This window comes from Capnocytophaga sp. G2 (assembly GCF_035282625.1).
Classification (GTDB): domain Bacteria; phylum Bacteroidota; class Bacteroidia; order Flavobacteriales; family Flavobacteriaceae; genus Capnocytophaga.
The window spans coordinates 28,238-48,902 of record NZ_JAYKBU010000019.1; the positions used below are offsets into that span (position 1 = coordinate 28,238).

Genomic DNA, 20,665 nt, shown 5'->3' on the forward strand with positions numbered 1-20,665 from the left:
CATTATGTTAAATAAACAAGCCTTAAAACAAGGCATTATCAGCCTGCAAAGAGATATGCTCACAAAAACTGAGACCAGTATAGAGGAGTATGCCGAACGCTTGGCTACTCTTATAGACACCTTTGTCAAGAGTGGTGAAGTAATTGTACAAGCAGGCATACTCGTAAGCACAACGGGTACAGCAGCAGCCCAAACAGGAGCGACTACAAGCACAGGAAAAGGAACAATAAACTAAAAAGCACAATAACAGTGGAATGGATATTTGAAGGACTTAAAGAACACATCATATCATTTATAGGAATGGTACTCTCAGGTTTGGCAGGTTGGTTTTTTGGCAGACCCAAGCAACAAATGGAGCTACAGACCAACGAATTAGACAATGTAGACAAAGCTGTGAAGATATACCGCGAAATGATAGAAGACTTAGGGGCTAAGTATGCTAATGCAATCGAGGAACTCAAGAAAGCCAATGCACGCATTAAGGACTTAGAGGCTTCCGTAGAGGAACTCTTGGCAGAACTTAAAAAATACAAGCAACTCAACGGCAAGCGGTGAGCCACCGCAGGCAAATAAAAATAAAGAGAATGCAGATAACAGTCCTACATAACCAGTCGCTCCTTGACCTTGCCCTACAACACACGGGTACCATTGAGAGTATCTTTGAGTTGGCTATACTTAGTGAAAAGAGTGTTACCGATGATATAGTAGCGGGAGCTTCCCTTGATGTTCCCTCTCTCCTTCCGGAAGGAGCAAGAAACAAAGATATATTAGCCTACTACACGGCAAAGAATATACAGCCCGCTACCGCTTTTACTAAAGAAGATAAGCAGGTTTTTGAACGACAAGAGGGTATTAGTATATGGGCAATAAACTTAGATTTTATAATAGGGGGATAACAAAACCTTTAAAAAATGAATATAGAAGAGAATAAAGAATACGAAACGTTTGTAGAGAAATTCAAACCTAAAAAGACAACCGATGACTGTTATACCCCCCCTGAGGTGTATGAGGTAGTACTGCAATATGTACGTGAGAAGTGTAACATTGAGGGGCTGAAGGTCCTCCGCCCATTCTACCCTGGAGGTGACTATGAAAGTGTACAATACAATGAGAATTGTGTGGTGATTGATAATCCACCTTTCTCTATCATTTCACAAATCATTCGCTTCTATAATGCTAAAGGGGTAAAGTACTTTCTATTCGCTCCACATCTTACTCTATTCAGCACTAATCAAGATTATACGGCTATTGTTACCAGCACCGATATAGTATATGAGAATGGTGCTAAGGTAAAAACATCCTTTGTAACCAATATGATGGGAGATGTAAAGATATTAGGCGATGCAGAACTGAGAAATCGCCTTAAAGCGATTGCTAATACTAATAAAGTAAATTTGCCTACCTATCAATACCCAAACAATGTAGTTACTGTATCAAGGATAGCTTCTATTGTAGAGAAAGGTGAAAGTATTTACCTAATGAAGAAAGACTTGGCTTTTTGCCGACAATTGGAAAGCCAAAAACCACACAAAAAGGCATTATTTGGTTCGGGCTTCTTAGCTTCACACACTGCTGCAAAAGAATTAGCTGTAAAAGAATCAACTGCAAAAGAATTAGCTACAAAGAAAGAGGTTCTTTATTGGGAGCTTTCAGATACCGAACGCACAATCATAAAACAATTGGGATAATGGCACGAAGCATTCAAGAAATACAAACCCTTATTCTCCAAACTAAAGCGCAAGAGCCCGCTTTAAACGAACTCAACAGTACTTCCAAAGTAGCTATATGGCGACTGTGGGTATATATCATTGCAGTGGCAATATGGAGTTTGGAAAAGCTATTTGACCTACATAGAACGGATATAGACAAACGTTTGACAGAGCTTAAACCTCACACCGCTCGCTGGTATAGGAGTAAGGCGTTAGCGTTTCAGTATGGCTTTGACTTATTGCCCGATAGCGACAAGTTCAATAATCAGGGGCACACCGAGGAACAGATAGAAGCAAGCAAGATTGTGAAGTACTCAGCTGTGGTGGAGAGTTTGAACGAGGGACGTTTGATAGTAAAAATAGCCACCGAAACAGGCGATACTCTTCAACCTATTACAGAGGGACAGAAAAGAAGTTTTGAAGTCTATTTACAAGAGATAAAAGACGCGGGAGTGAGACTTTCAGTAGTGAATTACGAGCCCGATGTACTCCATCTGCAAATGAAGATAGTGTATGATCCTTTGGTGTTAGATAGCAATGGGAAGAGTATTACCCACGCTTTTAACCCTGTTGAAAGAATGATTAAAGAATATCTAAAAAGACTTCCCTTTAATGGGGAATTGGTACTAGCACACCTCATTGATGCCCTACAACAGGTCGAAGGAGTTAAAATACCTCACTTAGTATTAGCACGGAGCAAACATATTGGCACTAATGGTAACTATGGAGATTTTGAGGTTATTGAAATAAGCAAAATACCTACCGCAGGCTATTTTACTATTGATAATTTTGATGATATAACCTATATAAGTAATGTATAACATCAATATAGACAAGTTAACGGTGCTTCTCACCCCTATTTCCTTGCGAAAGAAAAGGTTGGTAGCTTGGTTAAGGATATTGGCTATGCCCTTGAATAAGCTATTAGATGACTTTAAAAGGGAGAGAAGAAAAGACTTGTATAACCTTACTCACAATAGCCAAGTCTGTTACCTGAGAAAAATACTCAATGATGAGTTTGATTCCACTAAAAGGCGCATTAAGATAGAAGACGGCAAGCGGAATATAAGGCGATACATCTACCAAAGAAATGCAAATAGACCTCTATACTTAGGGAGAGTCTTCCTGTACCAAAGAGGAGAGTATATAGATGGTGGGGTAGATTTCGTAGTGGTATTGCCACAAGGTTTGGAATATGACAGATACAAGTTAGAAGCCTTAATAAATTTCTATAAACTTGCGGGCAAGAGATGGACTATAAGAATTGATTGATATGAACAAATTAAACCTAACACATGAGGCAGGGTATCCTTTTGATGTAAATTTCCTTGCTTTCATGCAGAATGCCTATAGCCTTTTTAATCATTTTGGGCATCTTGCAGGTAATAAAGTAATTATCTCGGGGTGTGAGCAATCAGGCAATACCCTTTCGGCAGGTACCGTGTTCCTCAATGGAGAACTATTACCCTTTGAGGGAGGTGTCAAAGATAGTACGGTATTTATCAAAGAAATAACTAATGAAGTGACTTTTGAAGATGGATTTTTACGACCCTTAGAGATTATTAGGAGTGTGGTTTTTGGTAGATCTACCCCAGAGAAAACCTTTGATTGGACAGATTTTAGAAGAATAAATAACCTGCAAGACTTAGGAATTAACAAAACAGAGAAAACCGATTTTGAAAACTTAAAAAGGGAAGTAGAAACACTCAAAGCACAAAAACAAGCTGTCCCTATTGGGCTCATTGCCTTATGGGGAAAGCCTGCTAATGAAATTCCCGCAGGCTGGCGTGAATATGTGAATTTGCGGGGTAAAATGCCTATAGGTTTAGACCCTGATTATAATCAAAAACCTGAAGACTCTCAAGACTATGGACTTAATCAATTATTAAAACAAGGTGGCGAACACTCGCACAAACTCACCATTGAGGAAGTACCAAGACATAACCATGGTTATGAAGATACTGTGGCAATTGCGGATATGGATGAAGGAGATGCAGAATGGTTTAAGAATAGAGGTAATAATATAGATGGCTATGCTCGTACGGGGCAAAACCTACCTGGTTCGGGAGATAATAACAATTATATGCGGTTTTGGAAAAATCGAGACACTTCTATTACAGGAGGAAATCAACCTCATAATAATATGCCTCCCTATAGGGTAGTACAGTTTATCGAATATGTAGGTTTTTAAAGTATATATAAATGTTTCAAAAATTAAAAAGAAAAATTATGACTGCAATTACAACACTAAAAAAATGGTTTTCTAATTTCAAACGTCCTACCCAAGAGCAATTCTGGGAATGGTTGGATAGCTTTTGGCACAAAAACGAGAAGATTCCAATGGATAGCGTAGAGGGACTATCTATAGCTTTGGAAGGCATAGCTTCCACTGAACAATTAAGGAGCCACTTGAATGACTCTCAAGCTCACAAAGAACTTTTTGATAAAAAAGTAGATATGGAGGAAGGAAAAGGATTATCTGCTAATGATTTTACTGACGAACTAAAAAAGAAGTTAGAGAACTTACGGCAAGAGGAGAATTACGGACAGCATTTTTCTGGAAATCTCATTAAAGGAGATACAAAATTTATTGAATTCAACTACAGTGGTAATAATATCCATTATTTTGAATTAGAATACGGACTGGATACAGATATATACCTATTAGGTTTCTTTGGGGAAAAATTAGGAGATAAATTGTCTATGAAGCTAATAGGAACTGAAGAAAAAGAAGTAATTGTTAAAGAATTAGATAATGGTTATTATTTGTTAGACAATACTGATGGAAAATATGGAAGTTATGCAAATCGACTAAAAGTGGAGATATTAGGAAATCAAACCCGAATTGCTAACCTTCAATTACGTAAGTATTTAAAATATCCAGAATGGACACCAAATAATACCTTATTACAAAATCTATCTGATGAGATTAAAAAGTTAAAAAAAGTGATAAGGTTTGTAAGCAATAACTTAGTAAAGGTTTATACTATAAAACCATCAATTTCTCCTATAAAAGTTACCATTCCTTTTGTAAATCACATCACATTTACAGACAAATATTTGTTAGTTTACAAAGGAAATGTAGAGATAGGCAAAGGCTTGGAAATTACTACTTCTGGGGAAAAAGAGAATGGACCTATACACTATACGTTATTAGAAAAAATAGAAGGTAAATCTGCTTCTGGAATGCCTTCTGTATATATGTATGAAATAAAGAAGGAAGGAATGGACGAGGATATGGTTGAAGCACTAACTTTTAGTGTAATAAAAGAAGTAAATATATCAGAAATACAAGTCAGAAGAATATTATTATATCCGGACTTTACACCAGCGGTTAACCCTTAAAAGAAAACATTATGAGAAAATATATCATCAAACTCTTTGCACTTAGTTATATAGTGTCTTTCGGAGGTAAAACAAGGAGTTTTACACGCTCCGCCAACATTATCTTTCCTTTAATGCTTGTGGGTGGACTTATCGTCTGTGCAGAGCTTTATAGTTGGCTATGCGTGCTATTGCCCTTACTGGCATTAGCTTGTTTCTTTAGCTTTGGGTACTTCCACTTTTTCCCACTTACCAACAAAGATTTTTCCCTATTAGACAACTCTCAACGTTGGCAGTATGAAGTTCTTCATAGCCCTGTAATCTCAGAGCCCAAAAGCTACAATGTTCGTTGGGTACTATGGGTAAACCCAATAGCAACAGTTATAACTCTCATTTTATTATTCACTTTAATATTATAAACAAATGAAAAAAAGTATACGTAACATCCGCTACCTCGTAGTTCATTGCTCCGCTACCCCCGAAGGGCGTGACCATACCGCCAAAGATATTGACCTTTGGCACAAACAACGAGGCTTTAATGAGATAGGATACAACTATATTGTACGATTAGATGGTACAATAGAGTTAGGCAGAGACGTGAACAAAATTCCTGCTCACGTTACTAATCACAACAAGGACAGTATAGGTATATGTTATATTGGAGGCATCGACAAAAACACCCTCCAACCCAAAGACACCCGTACACCTGCACAGAAGGAAGCCTTAAAGAAGCTCCTCAAAGAGCTCAAAACCCTATACCCCGAAGCACAAATCTTAGGGCACAGAGACTTCCCTGGTGTAACTAAAGCCTGTCCTTGCTTCAACGCAAAAGAAGAGTATAAAACAATTTAAAAATGAGAAAATTAACTCTATTACTATTAATGTTTCTCACCCTTGTTGGGTGCAAAACCAAAAAAGTAGAAACCTACACACAAAGGCAAGTCCAGAAGGAGCACTTTATCACTAATAAAGATAGCTCCCAGCTCTTTGTTCAGCAGTCTCACAAGTCTGAATGGTCTGACCTGTCCGTCACGTCTTTCGAGATTGAACTCGAAAACGACAAAGACAGCCTCGGCAATGCTAAAGAGCTCACTTATACCTGCACTCGCGACGGCAATAGTGAGACTATAAGGGTACGCAATGGCAAGGTGAAAATAAAAGCTATCAAAGCCCATTCTAAGAGCTTACAGCAGGCTGATACTACTCTTTATAAGCAATCCTACGCAAATGCTCAAACTGAAGTTCAAAAGCACGAAATACAGCAAGCTGAGCAAATACGAAAACACTCCCAAAGTACACCATTAAGGTATATTTTTTGGTTATTATTGCTCGTAGTCTTAGCTTATGTATATTGGAGATACAAGCCATTTCGGTGGAAGATTTAAATAGCTTTTAAATGAAGTTTAAACTGCTAAAAAGGAGGACAGCAGTATAAAAATGTCCTCCAACCAAATTAAATAACTTCCTACGGTAATTTAATTAAGCACAAAAGTCCACAGTTGGAGGACGAAAGTCTTCTGATTGTGGCTTTTTATGCTTATTACCGTAGGAGTTGCAAAAGTACAACTATTTTTTTAAACGCCAAAATTCATAAAATTTTCAACATAATACAAAATGAAACCAATATCCAAAATTTGGCAACGTACGCCAATATCCTACTACGGAGGCAAGCAAACAATGTTACCATACATTTTACCTCTCATTCCATCTCATAGAGTATATACAGAAGCCTTCTTTGGTGGCGGAGCAGTCTTTTGGGCAAAAGAAAAAGCACAGGTAGAGGTTATTAATGACTTTAATGCCAATGTTTATACCTTTTACAAAGTCTTAAAAACTCGCTTTACTGAGTTGAAAACACTTATAGAGCAGTCTTCTATAGTAAGCCGAGAAGCCTATAAATCAGCCTTAGTGATATACCACGCTCCTTTTGCTTTCAGTGAAATACATCGTGCTTGGGCTTTTTGGTATACAACCAACTGTGGCTTCTCCTGCCAAGTTGGCAATTGTCGTATCACTACCAATGGCAAGAATGCCACTTGCTTACACAACAAAGTAGACACCTTCACAAATAACTATTCAGAGCGTCTCAGAGGTGTACAAATAGAGAATAACGATGCTACTGAAGTTATTGCCCTACGTAATACACCCGACACATTCCACTACGTAGATCCACCCTATGTAGGAGCCAAGCAAGGACACTACGGAGGATATGAGCAAGAGCACTTCAATCAGCTATTAGCTACCTTAGCCACTGTCAAAGGAAAGTTTCTACTTAGTTCCTACCATAATGATGAACTAACCAAATACGTACAGCAATGTGGTTGGTATCAGAAGGAAATATCTATGCACTTAGGCAGTAGTAATACTATTGGAAAGAAGCGTTTAGAGGTGCTAACAGCGAATTATCCTATATAGACAATAAAAAAGCACGGAGTATTTCCGTGTTTTTTATTTACCTTTGTCCATTGAATTTTCTGCTCAAAAAATGTACATTTCGTTTTGACTTTTGGTACATTTCGTTTTGCCGATTATATATCTTTAGTTCGTGAAAACTTAACTGAAACACCAATTGATAATAGTAACCTTATTATTTATTTCGATTTTAATAGTGATTTGTTTGAGCTTTCATCAACTGAAATCAAATTTACAGAAGTTCCTTTGGAAAGGAACGGAAAATTTAAAGAAATAGAATTTACTTGTAAATCACCTCCAACACAAAATACAGAGATTAAAATAAAAGTAAAAGAAAAAGGGGCTTCCAAAGATGAAAAAGACCCTGAAGTAGGAAAGTTAATGGTAATGAAAAACGATGTACAATATAAATTAAATGTACGCTTTGTAGAGGTGGAATTTAGAGGTAGTATTGAATATGAAAATACTTCTTATAAAGGGACTTTTGATTTTTCAAATGATCTTAAAGTTATGACTAATAAAATTAAAAATATGTCAAGTCCTCCTGATGAAAGTTTGTATATGTCAAACACTATTAATGAATGGAGAGAATATATTGAAAGCAATAGAAATCTTTTTGAAAATTTACTTACTCAATCTTTAATAAAATACATTCCTTATGAAAATAAAAGAAAAAATATAGATTATGAGAAATTATCTATTAATTTTAAAAGATTTAAAATAGGGACTTTAAATAGTAATGTAGTTGGAATTGAAAAAATTGAAAAATCTATTAAATCTATAGATTATTCTGGAATGGCTTGTGTTTTGGAAGACTTTTTAGAAGGTGTAAAAGAATATTATATATTAAAAAGAGAAAAGAGAAAAAAAATAGAAGAAAAAGGAGTTACGATCTTTTTAATACCTATCCCTCTAAGATTCCCAGTAGAATACGTATCTATGAATGAAGTTTTTGAAGCATATTCAGATGATATTTTTAAAGAAGGTAGATATGTCATGCTTAATAATCTAAACAATATTAACAATCTAAGCAATTTAAGAGATGCTGTTTTAGTTCATGAAATAGCACATACATTAGGGTTAATTCATTCTTTCCCTGAAGCTGTGACAACTGATAAAGGCAGGAATATGCCAGTCGTACCTCTTTTTAAAAAAGGAGAAACAAATAATGTAATGGATTATATAAATGAAAAATTTAGAAATGGTATTAGAAACTATAACCTCAAAACAGAAATGTTTTTTAAATGGCAATGGAAGATGATGCAGATGGATAATATTGACTTAATTCCTATAATTCAAAATGAAGAATAAGACTTTATATTTACTTATATTTTTATATAATTCTTTACTTTATTCTCAACAGGATACTATCACTATACAAGAAAATGATATTATTACTGTTGAAAATGACATATATACTCACAATCCAAGAACAGGAGTTTACAGTACAAAATATTATGCTTTAAAAGGGAGTGTAGATTCTTTAAAAGGATTTTATAAAATAGTTAAAGATAACAACCATTTTTATACTTGCTATTTTGAAAAAGGTATAAAATCTTTAAATAAAGAACCTTTTTATAATATTGTAAAATATTATGAAAAGGATAAAGATTCTTCTACTTATAAAATCTATAAGATAGATGTATATTTTCCTTATTTTTTTTCTAATAGTATTTATTACACAACTAATACTTTTGATTGTAAGGCAAAAAAAATTATAATTAATCAAATTGATATTTGGTCAAATCAAATAATGAGAACTTTCTATGTGAAACAAAGAATAAAAAAAAAGAGTTTAAAATGGATTTTTAAAGGAAAATTATCAGGAACTATCTCTTTTCCTAAAAAGGGAATCTGTGAACCTTAAAAAGGATAGTTTTATTATCTGAATATCTTTATAAGTTTATTCGAACGCTCTAATATCAAACTCCATTTTACTTTCTACAGTTTTGCAACGCCTTCTCCAAGAGTGTACTCACTTTAAGAGTCGCTTGGGACATAAGGATTTTATAAAAAAGGAGAAAAAGAAGTTTATAGTCTAAGGATTTTTTGTATCTTTGTAACGTGAATAAAATGACACACTGTTCTTAGCACTTTTTAAATCTTAAAACCATGGGAATTTTCAAGAAAGCAAATAACATATATATTACCGTTCGTGATACTTATACCTCTATAAGTGGCTCTTCCTATGAAGAGGCAGAGGAAGTTATCATAGAAGCTACTAATGGTGATTTAGAGCTTATTAGTCAAAAAAAGGTGATAATGCAGGGGTTAGGGAAAGAAGATGAAGAACAAGAAATTGAACAATCAGAACCTAACAATAGTGATAATGAACCTGACTTTTTTATCCATTTTCGCCTACCAAAGAAATATGATGGAGATTTTGGCTTTGATTGGCTAAGAAAAGAATATTTACCAACTAGTGAAGGGGGTGCAGGTATTTGCGTTTCAGATATTAATGCCTTAAAAAAAGAATATTACAGTGAAGATGTAGAAAATCCTTTTTCTTTAAGAGGTAAGGACTATTATTGTTCTTTTTTAAATATTTTTCCAAATAAAGAAATAAAACTAAGTCTGTTCCGTGAAAACTTAACAGAATCCCCCCTTAACACTAATGATCTTACTTTATATTTTGATTATAACAAGGAACTATTTAAACTTTCATCAACTGATATTGATTTGAAAAAAATTCCATTCGATGGAGATAGAAGTAAAGTAGAAATAAAACTCACTTGCAGCTCTGCTTTAGATAAAAACACAGAAATAAAAGTCAGGGTAAGAAAAACAAGCGAACAAAAAAATAAAAATGATCTAGAAGTAGGTAAATTAATGGTGATGAAAAATGATGTAAAATATAAGCTAAATGCTCAGTTTGTAGAAGTAGAATTTAAAGGAAGTATTGAATATGACACTGCAAAAGATGAAAACAATACTGACATTAAAAAATATCAAGTAATACAAGATTTTGACATCATTGATGAAAGAGGAGAAAAAGGTAAAAGTTCTTATAAAGAAGATGTATCTTCTACTGTAAATACTTATTTATCAATGAATCAATATATCAAAAACTGGAAAGAATATGTAGAAAGAGATAATTTATTTAAAAAACTATTTAAACAGGCTCTCATTGAGTATTTTCCAAATAAAAATAATTATAAAAAAATAATAATTGATTTCAAAAAATTTAACATAAATAATAAACCAACAGGAGAAATGAAAATTGATAGAATAAAAAAATCTATCTCATCTATTACAGCCTTAGATATTGAATGCAATTTATATGAATTTTTAAAAGGACTAAAGGAATGTTATGAATCTGTATTTTCTAACAAAGAGAAAGGAATTATTGTCTTTTTACTTCCTATAAATGTTAGAGTTACAAAATCTTTAATACAGCAGAATAACCTTCCTTTTAATATAAAGGATACAGATTTTGATGCTTTTGCAGATGAAATAACCTCAAAAGGGAAGTATATAATGTTGACTAAATTTCATCAGGATCTCATAAAATCAACATTAGTTCATGAAGCAGGTCATACATTAGGACTAACACATACTTTTCCAGAACCTATGGAGGAAGGAATTATACCGAAGCATCTTTTTTCAAAAAATGATACCGAAAATATTATGGATTATCCTAAGAAAGAAAATCTTAATAAATATATAGAAACTTTCTTTAAATGGCAGTGGAAGATAATGCAAAAAGATAGTGATTTAATATCTCAAAGACAATGAAAAAAGTGATATTATTTTTTGTTTTAAGTATTAACGTATATTCTCAACAAGATACTATTACTGTTAATAAACAGGATATAATTTCTATTGGACAAGATATTTATACACAAGACCAGAGAACAGGGTATTATAGTGTAAGATATTTTGCATTAACAGGAAGCAAAACTCCCCTAAAAGGTCTCTATAAAGTGATTGATCAGAAAAATTATTACCATATAGTCTATTTTGAAAATGGAACTGAAATTCCTTCTTCATACTTGAATGTTGTCAAATATTATTACCTAAATAAAATTTATAAAATAGATATATTTTTAGCTCCTGCTTTAGGAGGAAAAACTTTCTATTATTCTGTTAATAATTTCAGATGTAGAAAAAAGAGATTAAAAATTTATCAGAAAAGTACTTGGTACGACAGTGTTGAGAAAGAATTTAGTGTTAAACAAAAAATTGAAGAAGAGTATTTGGTATGGTATGGAGATAGTAAGTCTACTTTTGATATATTAAAAATTCCTAATGAGAATATTTGTAGTTGTAAGAATAAAGAACGATCAATAGAAAGTAGCAAATGATAGAAATAGAGAATATCTTCTCACACAAACTCCCTAATATCAAACTCCGTTTCACTCTCCGTAGTTTTAGGCAACGCCTTCTCCAAGAGCGCACTCACTTTAAGAGTTGCTTGGGGTAAGGCTTTTTCTATGGCTTCTAATAAGCTGGTGCCCTCTACTTTTTGCAGTAACTCTATGTTCTCGGTGGTAACTTCTTCTTTGTCCTCAGAGAGGAAAGTAGCAACCTTTTCCAAGTCCTCAAACGAAAGCCCTGTGGCAAAATCATTGTCCTCTGCCTCTGTGCGATAACTGCGTAAATCCTCTTCTTCATCTTCAAGGTTTATGGTAGGTTCCTCTTCCCATTCTGTCAGAATATCCTGTTGCTCTTTTTCTGTTAAGGGGATAGCTGTAGCGGCTACCTTTGCAGGAGGCACAAACCTACTTTCCCCCATTACCGAAGTTGAAGGAGCTGTTTTGGGTATAGGGGTCGCTTTAGGTTGAGGAGCTCTCTTTTTGGATAGTGTTATAGGCATTTTGTCTGATAGTAACAACAAAATCACCACGATAAGTAGTAAAATGATAATCTTTTCCATTGTTAAAATATAGGCTTGTATTTCTGTTCAAAACTCTGCGTGATTTCTTCTTGGTACTGCTCAAAATGCGCTTTAAGTACATTGTCCAAATAGTTGTACAGACTGATCTTGTCTTCTCCTATCACCTGTACAATACGGGCTATTCGCTGGTGAAACTCTGGGCGTATATACACCGATTTCCCTTCCCTTGCTGAAGTCTCTCCCTGCTCAAAAAAATAACTTTCATACTCATAGAGTTCTGCCTTTTTCTTCTTGGTAGGAGCTGGTTTCTGGGGTGTTTTCTCTGTCTCTATCGGAGCCGTAGCAATGGCAGGGGCAGGCGTGGGTTGCTTGCCTGCCATTAACTCCATTAGTTCGTTTTCGTCTATGGGTTTTACTGTCTTCATATCTTTAGGGTTTACTGAATAATCTGTACCAACTCATTGATAAAGTCGTCCAAATGACAACCACTCATCAACTTCTCATCAGCAGGCATTAAGGTAGAACGGAATACCAATCGTTGGTTTTCTGTGCCGTCTTTTCGAAAACGCTTGCTATCAGAGATGTAGGCTTGCATTAGGTTCAAACCTAAATCAGTAATCACTTGCTCATAAATCTTGTACAAAGGCGACTTCTCTCTCCCATCTACCTGATTCCAAAATAAATGCACGCTCTTGATAGCACTTTCGGTATTCTTAGCGATGATATTCGAAAGTACCTCAGTAAAACTCAAAGTACTTTCAATCACCACTCTATCGGCAGTGATAGGTGAGAAAATGTGATGCATTTGTGCTAGCAAGGTCAATATTCCTGCGGTGTTTACTGTTCCTGGCATATCAAAAAGTATAACCTCTATAGGGAAAGGTGTCTCTGCGATAAGCTGATGTGCCTTTTCAAGGGCTTCATTGGGCTTACATTGTATTATGGGGTATGCCTTTTTGTTTAGCTCACTAAACTGTCTATGAGCAGCTTTCTTAAAATGCTCGTTGTTCATCACTGTTTTAAGATCTTGCTCTCGCATTCGGTGTAGGCTGTATTGTGGATAATCACAATCCATCACCGCTACATTATAGCCCATTCGGTAGTGTAGCAAGCTGGCTACTAAGGTAGTAAAAGTGCTTTTTCCTACCCCTCCTTTCTGGGTGGAAAAGCTAATGAATTTTGTCGTTGATGTCATATATATGTGTTTAAATATGTTTGTAATTCAGTAAGTATATAAGTGTATAGCTATTCAAATACAACTATCTGTAATTAGCCAATTATCTAACTACCTCTATAAGTAAGTATTTACTCACATAAGTAATTGACTAATTATCTAATTACTTGCGTATGTACATACTTCTGTAGCTTTATAGCTTTGTAGCTACATAGCTACCTAATTGCATTTTTACTTTCGTACATACTTGCTTTGGTATGCGGGTGCAAAGGAACATACAAATATACATACAGCCTTATGTAGGGTTGTAAATGGCTTTGTAAGGAAGTGATTGTCTTTGTGTTATATACAAATCCTTTGCTAAGAAATCACTTGTTTTGCACCCTGAAATCATTTTACCCGCTCGTAGTGTTAATTTCTCTCTTTATGGCTAATTAAAATTCGACCGTTAGGGAGAATTTTCTGTTCACCGGAACAGAGCAAGTTGTGTTTTGAGGCACGCATTAGGCGTGTAGGCACCTCAAAACCACTTGCCCTTGCAGGGAGCTTAAAACGCACTCCGAAGTCGTGTTTTTTTTACTAACACTGAATTTATATGACCTTACAGAAAACAACTCACAAACGCCCCATAGGTAGGAACAAAAAGATAAATCCTACTTCTTTTAGATATGTTTTTCGATTGAATGAAGAAGAAAACAATCAGTTTCTCTCCCTTTTTGAGCAATCAGGAATGAAAGTCAAAGCACATTTTATCACTTCTTTGCTTTTTAACCGAGAGATAAAAGTGGTGAAAATTGATAAATCTGCTTTAGATTATTACACTAAACTCACTGAACTCTATGCACAATTTCGTTCGGTAGGGGTCAATTACAATCAGATTGTAAAGATACTCTATCGCAATTTTTCGGAGAAGAAAGCGGCTGCTTACCTCTATAAATTGGAGAAAGAAACTACCCAATTGATTGCTATCTGCAAACAAATATTAGAGCTTTCGCAGCAAATAGAGCAAAAACTAAAGTAAGTTTTTAAGACGAAAACAGCGACTTATGATAGCAAAAATACATCGAGGAGGGCAGCTGTTAGGAGTACTTTTGTACAATCACAACAAGGTAGCTAAAGGACAAGGAGAGGTATTATACGCTCAAAAAGTGATACAAACTCTGCAAGGAAGTGTAGGCATTTCGGAAGTATTTCGTTCCTTTGCCCCTTATCTCTATGCCAATGTGCGGACAGAGAAACCTATCCTACACATCTCTCTCAACCCCGATCCTAACGATAAGGTGAGCGATGAGACCTTTGTAAAGTTGGCTACTGACTATATGCAGCAAATGGGCTTTGGCAACCAACCTTTTGTGGTTTACAAACATTCGGATATCGAGCGCAAACACATTCACATTGTATCACTGGGGATAGATGAGTATGGCAAGAAAATCTCTGATACTTTTGAAAAAATACGCTCAATGAAAGTATGCCGAGAGTTGGAAACGAAATACCAACTTATCCCTGCTATCACCAATGATTCACAGCTAACAGATGATGAACTCTTGCCTTTATCTAAATTAATCCCCTTAGATTACCGACAAAACGATCTTAAAAAGGAGTTGATACATACTGCAAAACAATTGCTAAAACACTATCATTTTGCCTCGTTAGGAACGTTCAACGCCTTGCTCAATCAGTTTAACATAGCGGTAGAAAAGGTAGAAGGCGAACTGCAAGGCGTTCCTAAAAAGGGCTTGGTGTATGTGGTATTGGATGAGAATGGTAACAAAGCAAGCCATCCTTTTAAAGCCTCCAAGCTCGGCAAAACACTGAGCTTACCTTATATCGAAAAACATTTACAAAAGGAACAAGATCACTTAAAAGGACAAAACACCACTTCCTTAAAGGCACATATCACCTTTGCCAAAGAAACAGCTCATGGCAAAAGTGAATTTGTTCAAGAACTAAAAGCTAAAGGTATTGAGGTTGTCTTTCGTGAAAACAAAGAAGGGAGAACGTATGGAGTAACCTTTATTGACCACAATAGTCGATGTGTGTATAATGGCTCTCAGCTGGGAAAGGAGTTTTCTGCCAATGTTTTTCATCAGTGGCTAAAATTGTTAGAAGAGCCTGCTACGGCTTTAACCTCTGAGGTAAATATGCCGTCTGTAACTACTTATGCAAGTAAAAATCACGACAATACTAACACTGTTGAAGAGGATACTTTCTCTGATACTTCTTGGACACATTACCAAGAGGATTTTGGTAAGGACTCAGCCTTAAATGCTTTCTTTACTCTTTTCTCTTTGGATGATCAAGGGGTAGACTACGAAGAAGAGGATTTTACCAGAAGAATGAAACGTGCTACTGCCAAACGGCGAAAAATGAAAAACAAATCTTAGGTGTGGTCAGTGAGCTGACATAGCTAAGTATAAAATATTGACAAACACTAAAAACAGAAACAAATATGCAAAACGATGATGATTTAAGAGCATTAGCCAAGATTATGGCTTTTATGCGTGCAGTAAGTATTCTCATAGTACTGATGCACCTCTATTGGTATTGTTACGGCTTTTTCCAAGGCGAAAAATGGATATTAGCCGTAGTAGATAGAATCCTGACCAACTTCCAACGAACCGCAGGACTATTCTCTCACCCTTTATACACCAAATGCTTTGCGCTCTTACTTTTAGCCCTGAGCTGTTTGGGAACAACAGGCGTAAAAAACGACAAAATTACTTGGCGAAAGATTTACATCGCTCTGGGAGTAGGAGCAGCTCTTTATTTTGGTAACTTTTGGATTTTGCACTTGCGACTTTCTGCTTCAGTAGTTGCCTTTTTCTATATCCTTACCCTATCTTTGGGCTACATAGCTCTTCTTATGGCAGGTTCGTGGATGAGTCGCTTGTTAAAAGATAACCTTTTAGACGATGTTTTCAACAATGAAAACGAGTCGTTTATGCAGGAAACTCGCCTGATGAAAAACGAGTATTCTGTAAATTTGCCTACTTTGTTCTACTATCGCAAGAAGTGGAACAAAGGTTGGATCAATGTGGTAAATCCCTTTCGGGCAACCATAGTGCTCGGTACTCCTGGTTCTGGTAAGTCTTATGCCATTGTGAACAACTATATCAAACAACAGATTGAAAAGGGTTTTGCAATGTACATCTACGACTTTAAGTTCGACGACCTCTCCACCATTGCCTACAATCACCTCTTAAAGCATTTAGATAAGTACAAGGTCAAGCCTAAGTTCTATGTGATAAACTTTGATGATCCTCGCCGTAGTCATCGTTGCAATCCTATCAACCCTAACTTTATGAGTGATATTTCCGATGCTTACGAGTCTGCTTATACCATTATGCTCAATCTCAATCGCTCGTGGATTCAAAAGCAAGGCGATTTCTTTGTAGAGTCACCTATCATTCTATTGGCAGCTATTATTTGGTTTTTGAAGATTTACAAAGGTGGTAAGTACTGTACTTTTCCACACGCCATCGAGCTATTGAACAAGCCTTATGCTGATGTCTTTACCATTCTCACCTCGTATCCTGAACTTGAGAATTACCTATCGCCTTTTATGGATGCTTGGCAAGGAGGTGCACAAGACCAGCTACAAGGGCAGATAGCCTCAGCTAAAATACCACTCTCCCGAATGATTTCGCCTCAACTCTATTGGGTGATGACAGGTGATGATTTTTCGTTGGATATCAATAACCCTAATGAACCTAAAATACTTTGTGTGGGCAACAATCCTGATAGGCAGAACATTTACTCGGCAGCTCTGGGACTCTACAACTCTCGTATTGTAAAGCTCATCAACAAAAAAGGACAGCTCAAATCCTCAGTGATTATTGATGAGCTACCCACGATTTATTTTAGAGGATTGGATAACCTGATAGCCACTGCCCGAAGTAATAAGGTAGCAGTGTGTTTGGGCTTTCAAGATTATTCACAGCTCACTCGTGATTATGGAGATAAGGAAAGCAAGGTAATACAAAATACTGTGGGGAATATTTTTAGCGGACAAGTAGTAGGGGAAACTGCTAAAACCCTTTCTGAACGTTTTGGAAAGGTATTGCAGAAAAGGCAATCTACTACTATCAACCGCAATGATACCTCTACCTCCATATCTACACAATTGGATAGTTTGATTCCTGCCAGCAAAATATCCAATCTTACTCAAGGGATGTTTGTAGGAGCTGTTTCTGATAATTTTGACGAGCGTATCGATCAGAAGATATTCCACGCACAGATAGTTGTAGACAACGCCAAAGTAGCCGCAGAGACCAAAGCCTACCAGAAAATTCCCGAAGTTCTCTCCTTCACCGATGCCAACGGCAACGATACCACCAAAGAATAAGTAGAAGCCAATTACCGCCAGATAAAATTAGATGTCATTAAAATCATTGAACGCGAAAAGGAACGTATCGCCAACGACCCTGAACTAAGGCATTTGGTGGGGGAGATAGGAGAATATGTTTGATATTTCTGTTTCTAATTTTTATTATTTAAAAGTTAATCATATTCTTTTTTTTCATAATCCAATATATACAAAAAAAAAGAAATAAAGATATAGAACAAGGAAAAATTGAATGATCTATTACGTATTCTTCAATCTCTCTTTCTGAAAAAGTTGACCAACAAGCTTCTCTATTTGTAAATTCTATTTTATTGATATAAAGCCAAAGAAATAATAAAACAAATAATGATGTATATTTATCATAAGACTTAAAAATATAACTATTAAAAAACATAATTATAAATTGAATTGGCATAAATCTAAATATCCCTGAAATGACATCACTACTTAAGTCATCACAATAGGAACCATCAGGAAGGAATATTACCATTTGTATACTTCCTACAAAAATAGATAGTATAGCTATTTTAAAACTTCTCTTTATATTTTTCATTTCTTTGGAGTATATTTATAGAATGTATCAGGAACAGAATCTGGGGTCGTACCTGGTTTAACATCAATGTAAGCGCCATTAATATTCCATACTGCTCCATCAATTATCTCTTGATGTGCTCTATATTTAGAAAATTCTTTCATATCATCAGGATCTGGTAGCATATCATATAAATCTGATTTAAAATTTTCCCATATATTTTCTCCACTATCATGATCAGATTCGTATGTTCTTCTATGTGCTATTGTTCCCCAAGTATTTTTGTAATCTGTTTTTCTCATATATGCAAAAACTGTTATTTTTCCTATATTTGCCATATGTTGAGCTAAGCTATTATTTTTCTTAGGGTCAGTTATTCCCGTAGTTGATGAAACTCCAATTCCTGTTCTACAAGCATATGAATACAATTCTGTTCTGTTATTATCTAAAAAAATATTATTATCAATTTTAGAAAAAGAAGATTTATCTAATTTTTGTTCATTTATCTTATTGTCATAATCAAAAGCTATCACACCTTCATGTTCATTATTTTTTTCATATACATACCCATGAGAATATATAAAAATACTTTTTACCTTTCTGATACTTTTATCTTTTTTATTACTAATATCTCCTGAGTTTATGATATTTATAACATCATCAATAGTATTGACCCTTTGACATTCTACTCTTTTATTATGATAAATAGCTGAAAGTTCTATCTTTGATAATTGATCTTCTGTATAACTTCCAGTAAATATAATAAAGCGTACAAAAGGATATTTAGCAAATTTAGTACGTAATTTTCTTATCCCCATAGCGGGAAATATTAATTCTTTCTTCTTATTTTCTGTTCCTATAATTATTAAAACTTCTTCTCTTATTATTTTTGTTTTCACACTAATTTTCTCTACAGGCTCTTTAAGATAAGGCATTACACTAATTTCTTTTCCTGCCCATTCTTCTTTTATAGTTAACACTAGTTTTTCGCCTTTTTCTTTTAAAACCTCTTGTTTATCATCAATTTTAATAGCCCATTGTATACGATTCTTATCAGCTTCAGTTACTTTTTCAGAGAAATTATATTGCGTAACTTTATAAGTTACCTTCTGATTAGGTGATACATCTCCTTTAGGTTCGCTCTCTACTTTTGTAATAAGAAGAGTGCCTCCTTTTCCTCTAAAATCCATTTTCTCAGGATTAGTCCCAATAATGACCTTCTCAGCATTGGCAAAATCATTTTTACCAGCAGCTGAGATGATAGTATCACCCTCTGTATACATCTTATAATCACCTCCTGTGATTTTAGTGTATACTCCTCCTACAATTCTTGTTCTACTCATAATTATGACATTCTTGTATTTTCACCACCATTTATACGAACTTTTTGCTGCGAGTGGTTTTCTATAGCACCTTCAGAATTTACGACCATACCTCCTGTGCTATTTTCTGTTCTCGCATTCTTTGTTTCACTATGTAAATCACCTTCTATCTTTTCAGTTAAAGCACCATTAACATATACAAACATATCTCCACAAATATCACTTCTCTTAGCCTTTCCAGCCGTTTCAGTGATATTTACATTAGCATCCAAATCAATACTATCATTTGCCTTTAAGTTGATGTTCTTAGCCGTAATATTAATCGTCTCAGGAGCAGAAATCTCAATGTTTTTTCCTTGAGTATCTAACTTAATCACATTGCCATTCTTATCAGTAAGTAAGATACTTTCATCTTCGGTAAAGATGAGCTTATGTCCACTTTTCGTATGAATTGCCTTTACGCGGTTATCAGCATTATGATAGCCACTCTTTGCCTCACCATTATAATGCGCTCCAAGCACAAACGGACGTTCGGCATTGCCTCCTTCAAAATCCACCAATACCTCTTCACCTACCTCAGGGATAAAGTAAAAACCTTTACCGCCTCCTGTATAAGGTTGCACTACACGTATCCAAGGTGTCATTTCATTGCGTTTTGCCTGCCATAGGAATTGCACGCGTACACGTCCCATTCCTAAAGGATCGTTGTTGTCCTTTACAATTGCTGGTTGCTGCTCTGAGTGCGGAAAAGCATTCTCATCAAAATCAGCAGGGGTACGCATCATAGGGATACCCTCAAAGGAATTGTAATACTCCATACCACTGTGATAGTGTGATATTTTTATGACCCTATAAGTCTCCATTGCACGTGCATTAATGTCGGTAAGACACGCAAAGGTATTCATCCTGAGACGCGGGTCGCGGCTTTGTCCCTTTACTTTGAGCAACAATTCGCGTTTGTCTTTCTCTAAGCGTACTACATCCTCTAAATCTACACTTGATTGCTCTAA

At 35.3% G+C, this 20,665-nt stretch carries 24 protein-coding genes and 1 pseudogene; 19 read left to right on the top strand and 6 right to left on the bottom strand.

Annotation, left to right across the window (positions count from 1 at the left end):
• Position 1: 1 nt before the first annotated feature.
• The 16 genes from VJJ03_RS10220 (at position 2) to VJJ03_RS10295 (ending at position 11,749) form a co-directional block, all read left to right on the top strand.
• Entirely contained in the window at positions 2-235 is a 234-nt protein-coding gene (locus tag VJJ03_RS10220) for a hypothetical protein (protein ID WP_323975458.1), read from the top strand.
• Positions 236-300: 65 nt separating this feature from the next.
• Positions 301-555: a cell wall anchor protein gene (locus VJJ03_RS10225; protein ID WP_416377853.1), complete on the top strand. Its 255-nt coding sequence runs from the start codon at positions 301-303 to the stop codon at positions 553-555.
• 29 nt (positions 556-584) lie between these two features.
• Positions 585-896 carry a hypothetical protein gene (locus VJJ03_RS10230; protein WP_323975421.1) on the top strand — a complete coding sequence of 104 codons (312 nt, stop codon included), beginning with the start codon at positions 585-587 and terminating at the stop codon, positions 894-896.
• A gap of 15 nt (positions 897-911) precedes the next feature.
• Positions 912-1,688 (top strand): chromosome partitioning protein ParB, encoded by a 777-nt coding sequence (locus tag VJJ03_RS10235; RefSeq protein ID WP_323975423.1) that lies wholly within the window; start codon positions 912-914, stop codon positions 1,686-1,688.
• Entirely contained in the window at positions 1,688-2,530 is an 843-nt protein-coding gene (locus VJJ03_RS10240; RefSeq protein ID WP_323975425.1) for a nucleotidyltransferase, read from the top strand. Before VJJ03_RS10235 ends, VJJ03_RS10240 begins: the two co-directional genes overlap by 1 nt.
• Entirely contained in the window at positions 2,523-2,981 is a 459-nt protein-coding gene (locus tag VJJ03_RS10245) for a hypothetical protein (protein WP_323975426.1), read from the top strand. Before VJJ03_RS10240 ends, VJJ03_RS10245 begins: the two co-directional genes overlap by 8 nt.
• 1 nt (position 2,982) lies before the next feature.
• Positions 2,983-3,900 (top strand): phage baseplate protein, encoded by a 918-nt coding sequence (locus VJJ03_RS10250; protein ID WP_323975428.1) that lies wholly within the window; start codon positions 2,983-2,985, stop codon positions 3,898-3,900.
• Positions 3,901-3,938: 38 nt separating this feature from the next.
• Positions 3,939-5,054 carry a hypothetical protein gene (locus VJJ03_RS10255; protein WP_323975430.1) on the top strand — a complete coding sequence of 372 codons (1,116 nt, stop codon included), beginning with the start codon at positions 3,939-3,941 and terminating at the stop codon, positions 5,052-5,054.
• An 11-nt stretch (positions 5,055-5,065) separates the two neighbouring features.
• The gene (locus tag VJJ03_RS10260; RefSeq protein ID WP_323975432.1) at positions 5,066-5,452 is read left to right on the top strand and encodes a hypothetical protein; all 387 of its coding nucleotides are present in this window, start codon (positions 5,066-5,068) and stop codon (positions 5,450-5,452) included.
• A gap of 4 nt (positions 5,453-5,456) precedes the next feature.
• Positions 5,457-5,885: an N-acetylmuramoyl-L-alanine amidase gene (locus tag VJJ03_RS10265; protein ID WP_323975434.1), complete on the top strand. Its 429-nt coding sequence runs from the start codon at positions 5,457-5,459 to the stop codon at positions 5,883-5,885.
• A gap of 2 nt (positions 5,886-5,887) precedes the next feature.
• Complete coding sequence (locus VJJ03_RS10270; RefSeq protein ID WP_323975436.1) at positions 5,888-6,418, top strand: hypothetical protein; 531 nt, start codon at positions 5,888-5,890, stop codon at positions 6,416-6,418.
• Between the two features lie 229 nt (positions 6,419-6,647).
• Positions 6,648-7,448, top strand: a complete 801-nt coding sequence (locus tag VJJ03_RS10275) for a DNA adenine methylase (protein ID WP_323975438.1) — start codon at positions 6,648-6,650, stop codon at positions 7,446-7,448.
• An 84-nt stretch (positions 7,449-7,532) separates the two neighbouring features.
• Positions 7,533-8,756 (top strand): hypothetical protein, encoded by a 1,224-nt coding sequence (locus tag VJJ03_RS10280; RefSeq protein ID WP_323975440.1) that lies wholly within the window; start codon positions 7,533-7,535, stop codon positions 8,754-8,756.
• Positions 8,746-9,312, top strand: a complete 567-nt coding sequence (locus VJJ03_RS10285; protein WP_323975442.1) for a hypothetical protein — start codon at positions 8,746-8,748, stop codon at positions 9,310-9,312. Before VJJ03_RS10280 ends, VJJ03_RS10285 begins: the two co-directional genes overlap by 11 nt.
• A gap of 245 nt (positions 9,313-9,557) precedes the next feature.
• The gene (locus VJJ03_RS10290; RefSeq protein WP_323975444.1) at positions 9,558-11,180 is read left to right on the top strand and encodes a hypothetical protein; all 1,623 of its coding nucleotides are present in this window, start codon (positions 9,558-9,560) and stop codon (positions 11,178-11,180) included.
• Complete coding sequence (locus VJJ03_RS10295) at positions 11,177-11,749, top strand: hypothetical protein (protein WP_009744745.1); 573 nt, start codon at positions 11,177-11,179, stop codon at positions 11,747-11,749. The genes VJJ03_RS10290 and VJJ03_RS10295 overlap by 4 nt, the downstream gene beginning before the upstream one ends.
• A 20-nt stretch (positions 11,750-11,769) precedes the next feature.
• Here the strand turns inward: VJJ03_RS10295 and VJJ03_RS10300 are convergent, their stop codons facing one another.
• From VJJ03_RS10300 to VJJ03_RS10310, 3 genes are read right to left on the bottom strand one after another with little or no spacing between them, the layout of a single operon-like run.
• A complete protein-coding gene (locus VJJ03_RS10300; RefSeq protein WP_323975446.1) occupies positions 11,770-12,321 on the bottom strand; it encodes a hypothetical protein in 552 nt (183 codons plus the stop codon).
• 2 nt (positions 12,322-12,323) lie between these two features.
• Positions 12,324-12,707 carry a DUF3408 domain-containing protein gene (locus VJJ03_RS10305; protein WP_178977236.1) on the bottom strand — a complete coding sequence of 128 codons (384 nt, stop codon included), beginning with the start codon at positions 12,705-12,707 and terminating at the stop codon, positions 12,324-12,326.
• A gap of 11 nt (positions 12,708-12,718) precedes the next feature.
• The gene (locus tag VJJ03_RS10310; protein ID WP_323975448.1) at positions 12,719-13,477 is read right to left on the bottom strand and encodes a ParA family protein; all 759 of its coding nucleotides are present in this window, start codon (positions 13,475-13,477) and stop codon (positions 12,719-12,721) included.
• Positions 13,478-14,051: 574 nt separating this feature from the next.
• Between VJJ03_RS10310 and mobA the strand changes: the two genes are divergently transcribed.
• The 3 genes and pseudogenes from mobA (at position 14,052) to mobC (ending at position 17,924) form a co-directional block, all read left to right on the top strand.
• The gene (mobA, locus tag VJJ03_RS10315) at positions 14,052-14,477 is read left to right on the top strand and encodes a conjugal transfer protein MobA (RefSeq protein WP_323975450.1); all 426 of its coding nucleotides are present in this window, start codon (positions 14,052-14,054) and stop codon (positions 14,475-14,477) included.
• A 25-nt stretch (positions 14,478-14,502) separates the two neighbouring features.
• Positions 14,503-15,840: a conjugal transfer protein MobB gene (mobB, locus tag VJJ03_RS10320; protein ID WP_323975452.1), complete on the top strand. Its 1,338-nt coding sequence runs from the start codon at positions 14,503-14,505 to the stop codon at positions 15,838-15,840.
• Between the two features lie 65 nt (positions 15,841-15,905).
• Positions 15,906-17,924 (top strand): annotated as a pseudogene (mobC, locus tag VJJ03_RS10325) (conjugal transfer protein MobC).
• Between the two features lie 25 nt (positions 17,925-17,949).
• On the opposite strand, the gene VJJ03_RS10330 reads toward mobC, so the two are convergent.
• From VJJ03_RS10330 to VJJ03_RS10340, 3 genes are all read right to left on the bottom strand, one after another.
• Positions 17,950-18,354 (bottom strand): hypothetical protein, encoded by a 405-nt coding sequence (locus VJJ03_RS10330; protein ID WP_009744737.1) that lies wholly within the window; start codon positions 18,352-18,354, stop codon positions 17,950-17,952.
• A complete protein-coding gene (locus VJJ03_RS10335) occupies positions 18,351-19,676 on the bottom strand; it encodes a hypothetical protein (protein ID WP_323975454.1) in 1,326 nt (441 codons plus the stop codon). The genes VJJ03_RS10330 and VJJ03_RS10335 overlap by 4 nt, the downstream gene beginning before the upstream one ends.
• Positions 19,677-19,678: 2 nt before the next feature.
• Positions 19,679-20,665 (bottom strand): phage baseplate assembly protein V (locus tag VJJ03_RS10340; protein ID WP_323975456.1); only part of this gene is annotated, 987 nt, incomplete at its 5' end.

What these genes read in the sequence shown, in the direction of transcription:
- VJJ03_RS10225 (WP_416377853.1), top strand. Translation starts at nt 301, where the DNA reads ATGGTACTCTCAGGTTTGGCAGGTTGGTTTTTTGGCAGACCCAAGCAA.
- VJJ03_RS10230 (WP_323975421.1), top strand. Translation starts at nt 585, where the DNA reads ATGCAGATAACAGTCCTACATAACCAGTCGCTCCTTGACCTTGCCCTA.
- VJJ03_RS10235 (WP_323975423.1), top strand. Translation starts at nt 912, where the DNA reads ATGAATATAGAAGAGAATAAAGAATACGAAACGTTTGTAGAGAAATTC.
- VJJ03_RS10240 (WP_323975425.1), top strand. Translation starts at nt 1,688, where the DNA reads ATGGCACGAAGCATTCAAGAAATACAAACCCTTATTCTCCAAACTAAA.
- VJJ03_RS10245 (WP_323975426.1), top strand. Translation starts at nt 2,523, where the DNA reads ATGTATAACATCAATATAGACAAGTTAACGGTGCTTCTCACCCCTATT.
- VJJ03_RS10250 (WP_323975428.1), top strand. Translation starts at nt 2,983, where the DNA reads ATGAACAAATTAAACCTAACACATGAGGCAGGGTATCCTTTTGATGTA.
- VJJ03_RS10255 (WP_323975430.1), top strand. Translation starts at nt 3,939, where the DNA reads ATGACTGCAATTACAACACTAAAAAAATGGTTTTCTAATTTCAAACGT.
- VJJ03_RS10260 (WP_323975432.1), top strand. Translation starts at nt 5,066, where the DNA reads ATGAGAAAATATATCATCAAACTCTTTGCACTTAGTTATATAGTGTCT.
- VJJ03_RS10265 (WP_323975434.1), top strand. Translation starts at nt 5,457, where the DNA reads ATGAAAAAAAGTATACGTAACATCCGCTACCTCGTAGTTCATTGCTCC.
- VJJ03_RS10270 (WP_323975436.1), top strand. Translation starts at nt 5,888, where the DNA reads ATGAGAAAATTAACTCTATTACTATTAATGTTTCTCACCCTTGTTGGG.
- VJJ03_RS10275 (WP_323975438.1), top strand. Translation starts at nt 6,648, where the DNA reads ATGAAACCAATATCCAAAATTTGGCAACGTACGCCAATATCCTACTAC.
- VJJ03_RS10285 (WP_323975442.1), top strand. Translation starts at nt 8,746, where the DNA reads ATGAAGAATAAGACTTTATATTTACTTATATTTTTATATAATTCTTTA.
- VJJ03_RS10290 (WP_323975444.1), top strand. Translation starts at nt 9,558, where the DNA reads ATGGGAATTTTCAAGAAAGCAAATAACATATATATTACCGTTCGTGAT.
- VJJ03_RS10295 (WP_009744745.1), top strand. Translation starts at nt 11,177, where the DNA reads ATGAAAAAAGTGATATTATTTTTTGTTTTAAGTATTAACGTATATTCT.
- VJJ03_RS10300 (WP_323975446.1), bottom strand. Translation starts at nt 12,321, where the DNA reads ATGGAAAAGATTATCATTTTACTACTTATCGTGGTGATTTTGTTGTTA.
- VJJ03_RS10305 (WP_178977236.1), bottom strand. Translation starts at nt 12,707, where the DNA reads ATGAAGACAGTAAAACCCATAGACGAAAACGAACTAATGGAGTTAATG.
- VJJ03_RS10310 (WP_323975448.1), bottom strand. Translation starts at nt 13,477, where the DNA reads ATGACATCAACGACAAAATTCATTAGCTTTTCCACCCAGAAAGGAGGG.
- mobA (WP_323975450.1), top strand. Translation starts at nt 14,052, where the DNA reads ATGACCTTACAGAAAACAACTCACAAACGCCCCATAGGTAGGAACAAA.
- mobB (WP_323975452.1), top strand. Translation starts at nt 14,503, where the DNA reads ATGATAGCAAAAATACATCGAGGAGGGCAGCTGTTAGGAGTACTTTTG.
- VJJ03_RS10330 (WP_009744737.1), bottom strand. Translation starts at nt 18,354, where the DNA reads ATGAAAAATATAAAGAGAAGTTTTAAAATAGCTATACTATCTATTTTT.
- VJJ03_RS10335 (WP_323975454.1), bottom strand. Translation starts at nt 19,676, where the DNA reads ATGAGTAGAACAAGAATTGTAGGAGGAGTATACACTAAAATCACAGGA.